The 15,483-nt window shown below is 34.1% G+C and carries 6 protein-coding genes; all 6 read left to right on the top strand.

Annotated elements, in window-relative coordinates; translation table 11 throughout:
- Nucleotides 1-162: 162 nt before the first annotated feature.
- Complete coding sequence (locus tag GQR97_RS06510) at nucleotides 163-2,976, top strand: triple tyrosine motif-containing protein (RefSeq protein ID WP_158846648.1); 2,814 nt, start codon at nucleotides 163-165, stop codon at nucleotides 2,974-2,976.
- A 279-nt stretch (nucleotides 2,977-3,255) separates the two neighbouring features.
- On the top strand, nucleotides 3,256-6,390 hold the full coding sequence (locus GQR97_RS06515) for a glycosidase (RefSeq protein ID WP_158846650.1): 3,135 nt from the start codon (nucleotides 3,256-3,258) through the stop codon (nucleotides 6,388-6,390).
- Nucleotides 6,391-6,403: 13 nt separating this feature from the next.
- Nucleotides 6,404-7,816 (top strand): glycosyl hydrolase family 16, encoded by a 1,413-nt coding sequence (locus tag GQR97_RS06520; protein WP_158846652.1) that lies wholly within the window; start codon nucleotides 6,404-6,406, stop codon nucleotides 7,814-7,816.
- Between the two features lie 32 nt (nucleotides 7,817-7,848).
- The gene (locus tag GQR97_RS06525) at nucleotides 7,849-8,700 is read left to right on the top strand and encodes a family 16 glycosylhydrolase (RefSeq protein WP_158846653.1); all 852 of its coding nucleotides are present in this window, start codon (nucleotides 7,849-7,851) and stop codon (nucleotides 8,698-8,700) included.
- Nucleotides 8,701-8,740: 40 nt separating this feature from the next.
- Nucleotides 8,741-11,833, top strand: a complete 3,093-nt coding sequence (locus GQR97_RS06530; RefSeq protein ID WP_158846655.1) for a PKD domain-containing protein — start codon at nucleotides 8,741-8,743, stop codon at nucleotides 11,831-11,833.
- 631 nt (nucleotides 11,834-12,464) lie between these two features.
- Nucleotides 12,465-15,479, top strand: coding sequence for a SusC/RagA family TonB-linked outer membrane protein (locus GQR97_RS06535; protein ID WP_158846657.1), 3,015 nt, complete (start codon nucleotides 12,465-12,467; stop codon nucleotides 15,477-15,479).
- Nucleotides 15,480-15,483: the final 4 nt, after the last annotated feature.

Raw genomic sequence — 15,483 nt, forward strand, 5'->3', positions numbered from 1 at the left:
AAGACATATTAGTATAATTTGATAGCTAATTTTTTATTCATATATGAAATATGAGTAGTTATTTGAAGATGATATAAAACTGTGATTACCTATACAATTATTTTTTAGCACCTTTATTTAAAGGATATTCAGTATCTTGTTGGCCCAACATTAGGGTTAAAAATGAAAAAGCATTATTGTTTCTTGTTTTGTTTCTGTATAGGCTTAGTATTTACACTAAGTTCACAGGAATTTCCACCAATACAAACCTATACACCTGAAGTTTATGGAGGTGAAAACCAGAATTGGTCTATTTCTCAGTCTTCCGATAAGTATCTTTATTTTGCCAATAACAAAGGGCTGCTAGAATTTAGTGGTGCCAAATGGAATTTGTATCATTCACCAAACGAAACGATTCTTCGTACTGTAAAAGTGATTGATTCGCTTATTTATACAGGTAGTTTTAGAGGGTTTGGTTATTGGGAAAAGGATGATTTTGGACTTTTAAATTACACGCCGCTATCAAAGCAACTTAATGTCGATTTTTTAGAAGATGAAGAAATTTGGACGATTTTAAAACTCGAAAACTGGATTTTATTTCAATCTTTAGATCGCATTCATATTTACGATCAGGTAAAGAAAACTTACAGCGTAGTAGATTCTGAATCTAAAATTTCGAGGTTGTTTCTAGTAGGAAAGAATCTATACTTTCAAAATGTAAATAAAGGTTTATATCAAATTGAAAATGGTAAGGGCGTTCTTGTATCTGATGATGCTATTCTTCAAGAAAATTTAATCGTAAATATTTTTAAGCAAAACCAGGAATTGCTGATTTTAACTCAGGATCGTGGCTTTTTTAAATTTATCGATGGGGCATTAACGCCATGGGATATTGCAGACAAAGAGATCTTGGATAATGTTAGTGTTTTTAGCGGTATTCAACTTCAAGATAAGAGTTTTGTGTTGGGTACTATTTCCGATGGATTAATACATTTAACTTATGATGGTAGTGTAAAGCATGGTGTTAATCAATCTAACGGGCTTAGTAATAATACGGTTTTATCTTTGTTTGAAGATGAAGATCATAACATTTGGCTAGGTTTAGATAATGGTATTGATTGTATAAATAGTAAATCACCTTACTTGCAATATATTGATAACAATGGCATTATTGGCAGTGTTTATACATCTAAAGTTTACAATGGTTTGCTTTATTTGGGGTCTAATCAAGGTTTGTTTTGTAAACCATTAAATAGTTCTGAAGATTTTCAGTTTGTCCCAAATACTCAAGGGCAGGTATGGTGTTTAGAGATTTTAGATAATCAGCTTTTTTGTGGTCATAATTCAGGTACGTTTTTAATTGAAGGTGCCGAATCGAAAAAAATATCTAATGTATTAGGCGCTTGGCAAATTAAGAAAGTTCCTAATCATGAAAATTTATTGATTCAAGGAAACTATAATGGTTTAAACATTCTTGAGAAAATAAATGAATCATGGCAGTTTAGAAATAAAATTGAAGACTTTAATATCTCTAGTCGATATTTTGAGTTTTTAGACCCAGAGAATCTTATTGTTAGCCATGAATATAAGGGTGTTTTTAATGTTAAAGTTGATAGTAGCTTCCGAAAAACCGTAAGTTTTAAACAAGATACATTAGTTGAAAAAGGTTTAACTTCTAGCTTTATTAAGTATAATGATGATTTGTTGTATACTACTAAAAAAGGTGTTTTTAAGTATCAGAAAGCTATTAATCGGTTTCAAAAAGATACGCTTTTAAGTAAGTTAATAAATGGAAGTAATTATACTTCGGGTAAGTTAATTCTAGATTTAGAAACCGATAAGCTATGGAGTTTATCTACTTACGGGCTGCATTATTTAACTGCTGCAAAATTAACCGGTGAACAGAAAATAGAAACTATTTCATTTCCTTCTGAAATTAGAAAGGATATTACCGGTTTTGAAAATATAACGAATATTGTTGATGAACAATTTTTAGTTGGTTCTGCAACGGGATATTTTATTTTCGATTTAAAAAAGATTCATAGTTACCCTTCAGAAATAAGTATAAATCAGGTTGAAGTAAGTGCATCTAAAATAGAAACAGCTTTCGAGTACGTTAACTTAAAAACTTCGGCAGTATTTAAAAATAAGAAGAATAACGTGAAATTTACTTACAGTATTCCTCAATATTTAAAAATTCAGAAACTAGAATACCAATACAAGCTAGAGGGAATTTATGATACTTGGAGCCATTGGAGTAGTAAGGGTGAAGTGGTTTTTGAAAACCTGCCGTATGGCGATTATAGCTTTGTGGTTCGTGGGCGTATTGGTGATGAGTTAACTTTAAATTCGGCATCGTATGCATTTAAAATAGAGCGTCCATTGTTGCTTTCAAACATAGCGATTGCTTCTTATATTATTGCTGTATTGTTGTTCTCCTTGTTTATGCATACGTTTTATAAGCGTTATTATAAAAATCAACGCGAACGATTATTGCAAAAAACCACAAGAGAATTTGAGCTTAAAGAACTTGAAAACAACCAAAAGCTTATGCGTTTTAAGAATGATAAGCTTCGTGAGGATATTGAGGCGAAAAATCGTGAATTGGGAGTATCTACCATGAGTCTTATAAAGAAAAATGAGTTTTTAAATAGCTTAAAGAAAGAGCTTGAAGATGTAGAGGGTAGTAAAACTATAAAGCAGGTTATTAAGATAATTGATAAAAATATTAACCATACAGACGATTGGAATCTGTTTCAGGAAGCTTTTAATAATGCTGATAAAGATTTTCTAAAAAAAATAAAAGGAATCCATCCAAAGTTAACATCTAACGATTTACGTCTTTGTGCTTACTTACGATTAAATCTGTCTTCAAAGGAGATTGCGCCTCTGTTAAATATTTCACATCGAAGTGTAGAAGTGAAACGGTATAGATTACGAAAGAAAATGGAGCTACCTCACGAAACAAGCTTAACAAACTACATTTTGGAGTTGTAGTATCCTTAACATATTGCTTACTTACCCATACAGCACCACAACATTTAATATTTTAAGTAGAATTTAACTAGTTTTTTTAAAAAAAAAGCAATTGTATAAAACCCTTACATACTATGGGTTTTATACAAAAATATGCTTTTGTCTTCTAGTGTATGCTTTTTGTTGGGGTTATTAAAGTTAATTTAACATATATATAGGTTAATTTTACATAGCTGTACGTTTTGTGAGCTTTATGCTACTAAACAAGCTATTAACTAAGACAACTTAAGTATTAATATTATGAGAAAAAACTTTCTAAAATTAGTCTTGATTTTATTTTCAACATCACTTTTTGCGCAAGCGGATAAAGTAATGGTTGAGAGTAATAGTGAAGGCATGTTTCTTTCCGTTAATGGAGAGAAATTAATGATTAATGGAATGAATTGGGATTACTTCCCAATTGGCACCAATTACTCCTACAGTTTATGGAAACAATCTGATGATGTTATTAAAGCTGCATTAGATTCCGAAATGGGATTGTTAAAAAATATGGGTGTAAATGTTATTAGACAGTACACGGGAGTACAACCAAAGTGGATTAAATATATTTATGAAAACTACGGTATTTACACCATGCTTAATCATTCTTTTGGGCGTTATGGGTTAAATTTAAATGGTGCGTGGGTTGCTGTAACAGATTACAGTCATAAAGATGCTCAAGAAGTTTTATTGACCGAAGTTTCAGAAATGGCGCAAACTTATAAGAATACACCAGGTTTGTTATTATTCCTTTTAGGAAATGAAAATAATTATGGTTTGTTTTGGGCAGGAGCAGAAACTGAGGATTTCCCGGACGATGAGGAGAAAAAGAAATTTATTGGTGATACACGCGGTAGAGCAATGTACAGACTAATGAATGAAGCGGCCATTAAAATGAAATCTATTAATGCTTCATTACCAATTGCTATTTGCAATGGAGATCTTTTGTTTATAGAGATTATTGCTGAAGAATGTAAAGATGTAGATATTCTAGGAACTAATATGTATCGTGGGGCTTCTTTTGGAGATGCTTTTGATGTTGTAAAAGAAAAACTAAACAAACCTATTCTCTTTACCGAGTTTGGAGCCGATGCTTTTAATGCCATAGAAAATCAAGAAGATCAAAAGTCTCAGGCTTATTATATGGTAGAAAACTGGAAAGATATTTACCAAAATGCTGCAGGTTTAGGAAAAGCAAATAATTCTATTGGTGGTTTTACTTTTCAATTTAGTGATGGATGGTGGAAATATGGTCAAACTACAAATTTAGATGTGCATGATAATAATGCTTCTTGGTCTAATGGTGGTTATGAACTTGATTTAGAAGGTGGTAATAATAATATGAACGAAGAATGGTTTGGTATTTGTGCCAAAGGACCAACAAATTCTAGAGGACTTTATGATTTGTATCCGCGTGCAGCATATTATGCTTTAAAAGAAGCGCATCAATTAAATCCTTACACGTCTGGTGTAGATTTAGAATTTGTAAGCAATCATTTTAAAAACATTTCACTAATGGACGCTGTTTTACGCGCCAGAGGGGATAAAGCAGCATTAAAAGGAAATGGTTCTGATAAGATTAGAATTAGTAACATGAGAGCAGAGTTTACAACTTTTAATACCGGAGGAAGTTTAATTACAACGCCTAATACAGCCGATCCAGACTCAAATACTTATCCAAACGAGTTGGGTTTCGATCATATGCAATCTTACTATATTGGTGTAGAGGGTAATCCCGCACCAAATATGAAAGCAGAAGTTAATGTTAGTATTTTAGGTAATGTAGCAGCCAACCCTATTGATGAAATTTTTTATGAGAATAGAGGGAGACCAGTAACAGTAAACTCAGATGATGGAGATGTTACTATTACCGATCCTAATCGCGTACAAATTTACAATGCAAGTTATACTTGGACGGCTAAAGATTTTGATGTTCGTGGTTTTTATCGTACTGGCCATTATCACTGGGCTTATGAAGGTGATTTTTTCAATCTTTATCCAGAAGCCAATTATGGTGAAAATTTAGATATTTATAACGGTGAAACTTCTGGTTTTGAAATTGATGGAAAACGTGGTTTAAAAGGATTAAAGGCTGCCTTTGGTCCGCAATTATGGTGGGGTGCAAATCCAGCAGTATTATTAAAATACACACGCAAAATAGGCAAGTTTGATGTTACTGCGGTATATCACGAAGATATTGATGATATAGGTGAAGCGGTAACCTCTATAGCAATTCCATTACCTAAAACACGTCGTGTTACGCTTCATGCTAAAAGGCAATTTGGAAATCTTGGTTTCGAAATAGGTGGTATTTGGGGTGGTCAGCCATTAAATGGAAGACAATTTCAACTTGTAGAAGGAGAGCCTGGAAGTTATATTGTTTACAACGATGAAATAAATAATGAAGATAACTGGGGAGCAAAAGCCAAAATAACTTATCAAAAAGGAGCTATTAACTGGTACGCTCAAGGAGCAGCCATGGGCTTAGTTGCAAATGGTGGTGCCGATCAAACAAAAACGTTTACAGGTTGGAGATTAAAAGATTCTGGTAGTGGCAATCAAACTAATTTCCTTTCTGGATTTACTTATACTTTTGGTGATTTTCAAATTGCACCAAATTTCTTATGGCAAAAGCCAATTGTAGATGCTATGCCCAACGATGTGCAAGCACCTGGAAGACTTAGAAATATTCAAGACGATCCATTTGCAGTTCGCGCAAATAGAGAAACTACGGCAGGAGAGCTTTTGTTTTCATTCGATCCAACTCCAGGAACATGGATGTACGATTGGGATAACGATAGATCGGAAGATGCCAAATTTGCTATGAATTTTGGTTTTGTATACCGCCATCTTCCAACGGCTCAAGATGCTGCTGTAGGGTTTTTAGGTAATAGAACATCTTTTGCTTTTCCAAATTCTGCACCAGCAGAAGATCTTTGGGAGGCTCATTCTAGAATTGTTTCTAAAGTGCACCCAGATTTAGGTGTAATTGCTAATTTTTACGCAGGTAATGGTCAAGCTAATGGTAGTGATGAGCGAATGATTCAACGTGTTGGAGGTGATATTAGACTTATATATAATAAATTAAAGCTAGTGCATTCTTTTAAAATTAATGATTGGGGACCATTTGATTATCATCGTGATTTTAACTTAACATATCCTGTGCAATTAATGCTAGATTTATCTACAACCTTAGGTAAACCCGATTGGTTTATTTTACCCGATACTAAAATTGGAATTAGAGGAACATGGCGTTCTTTAGATCAATATTCTCCAAGGTATAGCCCTAATACAATAGGTGAGTTTGCTACAGCGCCAGTAATAAGTCCTGTTGGTTTTGGAAATGGAAACGAGTGGGAAATTAGAACCTACATACACATCAATATTGGAAAATAAAAAAGATAGAAAAATGAAAAACATAAAATTTATATCTTCAAAAATCACCTTCCTATTAGGTTTAATTTTTGTTACTGCAGTAAGCTGTGAAAGAGAAGCTTCTGATGCAGTAGAATTTGCTACACACGCTGCTACAGGCGAAGTTTTTATTGATGGGTTTGTTGGTGGATTGGATTATTTTCCTTTCGGAGGATCTTTTGAAGAAGCCTTTTCAGTAGAACAAAATGAAACTTATAAAGGAGATGCATCTATGCGTTTTGATATTCCGGCATTTGGTGTAGGTTATGGCGGAGCTACTTTCCCTAGTACTAGTCCGCGCGATTTAACAAGTTATGATGCTTTAACGTTTTGGGCTAAAGCTTCACAAGGCGCCGACATAAACGAAATAGGTTTTGGTATTGATGGAGATGACAGTAAGTTTCAGGTGTCTTTAAGTAATTTGGAGATATCAACAAAGTGGACAAAGTATGTTATTGCTATTCCAGATCCTACAAAATTAATTGAAGAAATAGGCATGTTTTATTATGCTGAAGGCGCGGAAAATGCAGATGATGAGGGTGGTTATGTTTTTTGGATAGATGAATTGCAATTCGAAAAATTAGGGACTATAGCACAACCACAACCGGCTATATTAAATGGAGAAGATGTTGTAGAGCAAGTATTTTCTGGAAGTACTATAAACTTGGTAGATCGTGGGCTTACTCAAACGTATAATTTATCATCAGGTGTAAACCAAACGGTTACTGCGGCACCGTCTTATTTCACGTTTATTTCATCGGATATTGAAGTTGCAAGAGTGAGCGAGTTAGGTGTGGTTTCTATAATAGGCGATGGTACGGCAACTATAACGGCAATGTTAGGTAGCGAAAAAGCACAAGGTTCACTTACCATAGAGACTATTGGAGGGTTTGATTTTGCTCCTACTCCAACATTGGCGTCAAGTCAAGTTATTTCTATATTTAGCGATGCTTACACCAATGTGCCTGTAGACTTTTATAACGGATATTGGGAGCCTTTTCAAACAACTCAATCGGCCGATTTATTTCTAAATGGAGATAATATATTGTACTACACTAGTTTTAATTTTGTTGGTAACCAGTTTGCTAACCCAACAGTAGATGTGACTGAAAAATCTACTTTACATCTTAATATGTATATACCGGCTGAAATTCCATCAGATCTAGATTTTTTAATTACAATAAAAGATTTTGGTGCAGATGCTGTTGATGGTGGTGATGATGATACAACGCAACAAGTGTTTTTTTACGCATCTGATTTTACTGCATATACTTGGGCTACATTAGAAATACCTGTAACCTTAGCAAATAAGAACAATATTGGTCTTATTATTTATGAAAATATAAATAACCCAACAACATCATCAATAGAGAGTTTCTATTTAGATAATATTTATTTCCATAACTAAAAAGTTGCTTCTAAAACCAAAAACACGAAAAGATGAATAAAATAAATAAATATAAAAAACGAATTAAAGCGACACTGCTTAAAACTTCCTTGTTCGTATTGCCAATGCTGGTGATAACGAGTTGTGCTACAGATGATACCCAAACTGTTGCAAAGTTTACAGATTTAGTGATGCAAGATGAGTTTGATGCAAATGGTGCTTTGGACGGTTCTATTTGGGATTTCAATATAGGAAATGGTGAAAATGGCTGGGGAAATAACGAGCTTCAATATTATACAAACCGTGCAGAAAATGCTGTTGTTCAAAATGGAGTATTGATAATGACGGCTAACAAAGAATCTTTTCAAGGTTCTGATTATACATCTGCTAGAATATTAACAAAAGGAAAGTTTGAGCAAACTTATGGACGTTTTGAAGCACGTATTAGATTGCCTTACGGTCAAGGTCTTTGGCCTGCATTTTGGTTATTAGGTGCAGATGTTGATGAAGTTGGTTGGCCACAATGTGGTGAAATCGATATTATGGAAAACCGTGGGCAAGAGCCAACTTTAATTAGCGGTACTGTACATGGTCCAGGATATTCAGCCGGAGAATCTATATCGAAAAGTTATGAATTAACAAATGACAGATTCGATACAGGATTTCACATATTTGGTATTGAATGGGGACCAGAATATATTAACTATTACGTGGACGATGTTTTGTATAACCAAATAACACCAGAAGATGTTACAGGAGAATGGGTTTACGACCATCCTTTCTTTATCATAATAAATATGGCCATTGGAGGAGATTATGTAGGCGCACCAAATGAAGAAACTGTTTTTCCTCAAACCATGCTTGTGGATTATGTAAGAGTGTATAAAAATAATTTAATTGACTAAACTGAAAATATCAAAGACTATGAAACAAATAATTAAAAAAATGAAGCAAATTTCAATTTTGCTTTTAGTGTTATCCTTTGTAGGGTGTAACAACGACGATGATAATTATCCTCAAGTTATCGCAGGATTTACTTATACCATTAATTTAGAAACGGGAACAGTTGTTTTTATAAATATTTCTGAAAACGCGAGTAGTTATGAGTGGTCTTTTGGAGATGAAAACACATCTACGGAAAAAAACCCAATAAATACATATGATAAAAGCGGAACATATACGGTTGTATTAGAATCCAAAAATGTTGCAGGAGCAACAGATACTTTCGAGAGTGAAATCACATTTACAATACCAGAAAAACTTGGTTTGCCAATTAATTTTGATAATGCAGATGTAATTTATAATGCGGCTGTTTTTAACGGTGCTGCTTTTGAAATTGTTGAAAATCCAGATGTATCAGGTACAAACAGTGTAGCTTCTAATGTAGGTGCTATTACTAATAGTGGAGCAGAGTATGAGGGTATTAACTTCGATCTTGGAATTGATATAGATTTGGCAACAGAAAAAACTGTAAGTATGAGTTTTTGGGCAGATGAGGCTACAACTGTTTTAATGAAACTGGAAGAAGGTACAGGTGCAGATACTGAAGTTGCAGTGAGTCATACAGGTGCCGGATGGGAAACATTATTATTTAGTTTTAATCCTTCAGATAAATATTCAAGATTAACATTGTTTGTGGATGGTCCAGGGGAAACTGCGGGTACATTCTATATCGATGATGTTATGCAGGTAGAAACGCCTCCAGCACCATGTACTGCAGAAACTGAAGAGTCTAATAGCGCAGTGGATTTAAACATGACGTTCATGTCAGATCCTACAGCGAGTGTTGTTGCAGATGGTACTTCTTTCGAATGGGCAGCGAATCCTGATTTTGATAATGATTTAAATATGTCTTGTAAAGTTGCTAAAATAACAAAGTTAGGAAGCAATCCTTGGGATAATACTCAAATCAGTTTAGATGCTAAATTAGACTTTGTCGCAAACGCGGGTTTAAAAATGAAAGTATATTCTGCTGTACCAGGCTTTAAAGTAAGAGTAAAACTTGAAGAAAATGGTGCTCCAGAGAATAACACTGAATTAGAGGTTGCTACTACCAAAACTGATGAATGGGAAGAAATAGAATTTCCATTTGCGAGTACGGAAAGCGAAAAGTTTGATAAGATTGTTATTTTCTTTGATCTTAATGCTGGAAACACAGATACTTATTACTTCGATGATTTAATGCTTTATGGTACAGGTTCAGTAGGAAGTGCTTGTGTTGCGGAGTCTACAGAAAACAATACAGCAGCAGGTTTAAATATGACTTTTATGTCTGATCTTACTTCTAGTATTACAAATGACAATGCAACGTTTGTTTGGGCGGATAATCCAGATTCTGATAATAGTGTAAATAGTTCTTGTAAAGTGGCTCAAATCACAAAAAGTGGAACTAATCCTTGGGATAATAACCAAATAGATTTAGATGCTAAATTAGATTTAAGTGCAAATGCAGGGTTAAAAGTTAAAGTGTATTCTGCTCAACCAGGTTATACTGTGTTATTAAAATTAGAATCTATTGCAGATCCAGGTGTAAATACTGAAATAGAATTAACAACAACGAAAACCAATGAATGGGAAGAGTTATCATTTGCTTTTACAAGTAATCATGATGCTAAGTATGATAGAATTGTTTTAATCTTTGATTTAGCAGAAGCAAATACCAATACGTATTATTTTGACGATCTAAAACTTTATGAAAGAACTAGTGGCGGTGGGAGTACTGGAGCATATAGCCTTGATAAACCTATCGATTTTGAGTCTACAGGGTTTGGAGCTAATTGGTCTTGGAATGTTTTTGAGAATGAAGATAATCCACCAGTAGAATTTGTAGCTAATCCAAGTGCGTCAGGTATAAACACATCTGCTCAAGTTGCCAAAATAACAGCAAGACAAGCAGGTGCTCCATGGGTAGGTGCTGAAACAGTACACGGAGAAATGGGAATTACATGGGATCTTTCAGCTTCAAATGCAGTAATCAAAATTATGGTATATAAAACGGTAATTAGCGATGTTGGTATTAAGTTGGCAAATGCTGCAGGAGGTGCGCAAGGAGAGATAAAGGTTGCTAATACTAAAATTAACGAATGGGAAGAATTAACATTCGATTTTAGTAGTAGAATTGGTAATGGACTTGATGGTTCTACTAATATTGATCAAATTATTGTATTTCCAGAATTTACTGACGGAAGATCTTCAGATGTAGTAACTTATTTTGATAATATTACGTTCAATAAATTCGAAGTTTCAACAGAACAGGATGCAACTCTATCAGACTTGAAGGTTGATGGTAATAGCATTTCAGGTTTCAATCCGGATACATTAAGCTATTCTGTAACTTTACCTGAAGGAACAACAACAGTTCCAACGGTATCAGTAACCGAAACTCAAGGAGCTGCCAGTTCTGTAATAACTCCGGCTGGATCACTGCCAGGACAAACTACCATAGTTGTAACAGCAGAAGATGGGGTAACAACATCTACCTATACTGTTGATTTTACGCTACAAGCATCAGGTGGTAATAGTGGAGATTATAACCTGACACTTCCTATTGATTTTGAACCATCTGGGTTTGGTGCAGGCTGGACATGGAATGTTTTTGAAAACGTAGGAAATTCACCATTAGAATTTGTAACCAATCCAAGTGCGTCAGGAATAAATACATCTTCAACGGTAGCTAAGATTACTGCATTACAAGCAGGAGCACCATGGGTTGGAACTGAAATAGCACATGGCGAAATGGGAATTACATGGACCGTTTCTGCTTCTAATACAACTATTAAGATTATGGTATACAAAACCGTGATTAGCGATGTTGGAATTAAATTGGCTAGTGCAAATGGTGGAGCTCAACCCGAAGTAAAAGTAGCTAATACTAAAATTAATGAATGGGAAGAGTTAACATTCGATTTCAGTCATCTTCTTGGTATAATAGGTCAAGATGGAACTACGAATGTAGATCAAGTTATTGTTTTTCCAGATTTTATAGATGGTAGAGCTTCAGATAACGTGGTGTATTTTGATAATATTACATTTAATTAGAGAGAGTTAGTTTAGAGTAGTAGTTTTTAGAGTAAAGGGTTGAGGAAATATTTCCTCAACCCTTTTTTTTTTAAGTATTAAGTTAGAGTAAAGTTTTAATTTTTTTTAGTGTATTACTTTACTTAGTAACGTAGAACGTGATTGGTTAGCTTTTATAATTGCACTATAATAAGGAGAGTGAATTAGTTGGTGTATGGTAGGTGATGTGTTAAGCATCATGTGTCAAACCTTATGAGTTTTTATGTCTAAATACGTTCATTTTTAACGGTTTCAAGCTTTAATTCATGCAGCTTGCGCCGGTTTTTAATTTTACAAGATCAAGATGAAGTGTTACATCTTTTTAATCAAAAATATGTCCGTAGACTAAAATCGAAGGCAGGTCTGTTTTTTTAATCTATACAGGGTACAACATTGCTATTTATTACCTATACATTACCACAACATTTTTGATTTTAGCACTGTTTTGGTGTTTCTGAATTCAAGTATGAACGCCCTTAAAACCTAGTTATTATTAATTATTTGATAAAAAGCAACGTATATTTTTACGATGTATGTTTTTTGTTGAGGTGTATTTTATTAATACTTCAATCTGTTATGTTAATTTTATGATAAACAAAAACTAAACAAATTTATGAGACACACGCTATTCAAAATTTTAGCTTTATTCTTTATGGCATACTCAGGTGCGCAGAATATAGATATAAGCGGAAATGTACAGGACGGAACGGGGTTTCCAATTCCTGGAGCGAACATCATTATTAAAGATTCCAGCAAGGGAACAACAACAGATTTTGATGGTAATTTCGCATTATCAGATGTTGCAAGTGGAGCAACTATTTCGGTAAGTTACATTGGTTATGTAACTAAAAATATAGTGGTTACAAGCAACAAAAAATTAACCATTCAATTAGAAGAAGATTTAGCTCAGCTAGATGAAGTAGTTGTAGTTGGTTATGGTACACAGAAAAAGAAAGATGTTACAGGAGCAGTATCTATTGTAAGTGCCGCGACTTTAGAAGATTTAAGACCTGTAGATGCCGCACAAGCATTACAGGGTACATCGGCTGGGGTTTCGGTAACGTCGCCCTCAGGTTCACCTGGTGGAGAATTTAACATTTTAATTCGTGGAGTAAGTTCTAATGGAGATAATGGGCCGTTAGTAATTATCGATGGTTATAAAGGGGATTTAAACTCTATTAACCCAAGTGATATTGAAACCTTCTCTATTTTAAAAGATGCACAAGCTGCTATTTATGGTATTCAAGGTGCAAATGGAGTGGTATTGGTTACTACAAAACGTGGTAAGAAAAATTCGGCTGCAAGTATAAGCTATAATGCTTATACTGGAATTCAAGAAACCACGCGTGAATTACCGTATTTAAATGCTACCGAATATGCTTTAATTTTAAATGAAAGTTATGCTGCAAACGGCCAAGCATTACCTTATCCAAATATTAATGGTTTAGGCACAGGTGTTAACTGGCAAAGTGAGCTTTTTGGTCAAGCGCCAATTACAAGTCATAATTTATCGGTTACAGGTGGTGGTGAAAAAAGCACCTATTATTTTGGTGGTTCGGTTTTAGAACAAGACGGAATTATTGCTAGCGATAAATCTAACTTTAGCCGTGCGAATGCTAAAATTAAATTAGGTTTCGATATTACTGAAAAATTGACATTCACAACTTCTGCAAATTATTTCGCCAATAATAGAAAAACTATTGGTGAAAATGCTTTGGGTACGCCTTTATTCAATGCGCTTAATTATGCACCAACTTATAGTTTAGATCAACAAGATACTGCCGGTTTTTTAGGGAATGAGGTTGTTAATCCAATTTCACAATTATCAAATGTATTTAATAAATATTCTGGAAATTCTATAGAAGGTACGTTTCAATTAGAATACGAAGCTTTTGAGGGATTCAAAATCACATCTCGGATTGGTTTAAAATCATACAACGATAACAAAAAGGAATTTTTCCCAATTGTAGGTTATGGTTCTGGTAAAGTTTTTAATAATGATAGAAGTAGTGTAATACAAACACAAAATACTGATAATTCTTATACATGGGATACTTTTGCTACTTATAATAAGGTCTTTAACGAAAAGCATAATACTACATTCACATTAGGGACTAGTGCGCAACGTGCTTGGGGGGATAATCTTCAAGGAACAGGTTTCGATGTCCCAAACAATTCTTGGGAATTTGCCGATATTTCTTTGGCAAACGGTTTAAGTGAAGCTAAATCAACAAGCTCTTACATTTACGATTCTAGGTTATCATCTTACTTCGGAAGATTACAATATGATTATAATAGAAAATATTTACTTTCTGCTATGGTACGTCGTGATGGTTCTTCAGATTTTTCACCAGAAAACAGAATTGATTATTTCTATTCAGCAACAGCAGGTTGGAAAGTTTCTGATGAAGACTTCTTAAAAGATTCCAAAGTAATAAACTTCTTAAAACTTAGAGCCAGTTATGGTACTCTAGGGAACAATGTTGGAGACGATTTATACCGCGCTTTATTAAGTGGGGAAGCTACTTATGTTTTAGATGGAGCATTAATAACAGGTACAGCAAATGGAAGAATACCTAATGCAGATGCATCTTGGGAAACTGCAGAAAAACTGGATATTGGTTTAGACATGAATATGTTTAATAACAAACTTGAAATTGTAGCCGATTATTTTATTGAAGATAGAAATGATTTATTAATTGAAGATTTTCCAATTTCAGGGATTTTAGGTGGTGGTGCTCCAGGTGCTGGTCTACCAACAGTTAATGCAGGAACAACACGAAATAAAGGTGTTGAGCTCTTTTTAAATTATAAAGAATCTGTATCTGATAATTTTTCATACGGTATAAGTTATAACGTAACTAAAATTGATGGCGAAGTTACTGCTGTTAGTAATGGTGTTGTTTCAGAGGGCGGAACTTTTAGTGTTGGGCAACCTTCTATTTCTAGAATGGAAGTAGGGCAACCAATTGGTTATTTCTACGGACTTAAATCTGACGGTATTTTCCAAAATCAAGCAGAAGTAGATGCAGCGCCTTCGCAAGTTGGTTTAGGGTCTGAAGCATCTCCTGGAGATATTCGTTTTGTAGATGTTAATAAAGATGGAGCTATTACTATCGACGATAGAACCTATATTGGTAAGCCTCAGGCGGATTATATCATGGGTTTAAATTTTAGTTTCAATTACAAAAATTTAGATTTCAGTGCTTATATGTATGCTGAGCTAGGTAAGGAAACTGTTCGTAATTATGAACGTGACCAGCCTAATGTAAATCGATTAAGCTTGTATTTAGATAGATGGACTGGAGAAGGTACAAGTAATTCTGTGCCAAGAGCTACAACTGGAGCAACAACGAACAAATTGTTTTCAGATTTTTATGTTGAAGATTCTTCATTCTTAAGAATGCAAAACATTCAACTAGGCTATTCGTTACCGCAAGATGTTATCGATAAGTTGGGGATTAGTAAATTCCGTATATATACTAAAGTAAACAATGCTTTTACTTTAACAAAGTATAAAGGTTACGATCCTGCAGCAACTAATGGAGACGCTATTGGTGGTGGAATCGATTATGGTTTTTACCCAATTTCAAGACAATTTATTCTAGGTTTAAACCTTTCCATATAAAATA

Origin of the sequence: Algibacter sp. L1A34, assembly GCF_009796805.1 — a bacterium.
GTDB lineage: Bacteria > Bacteroidota > Bacteroidia > Flavobacteriales > Flavobacteriaceae > Algibacter.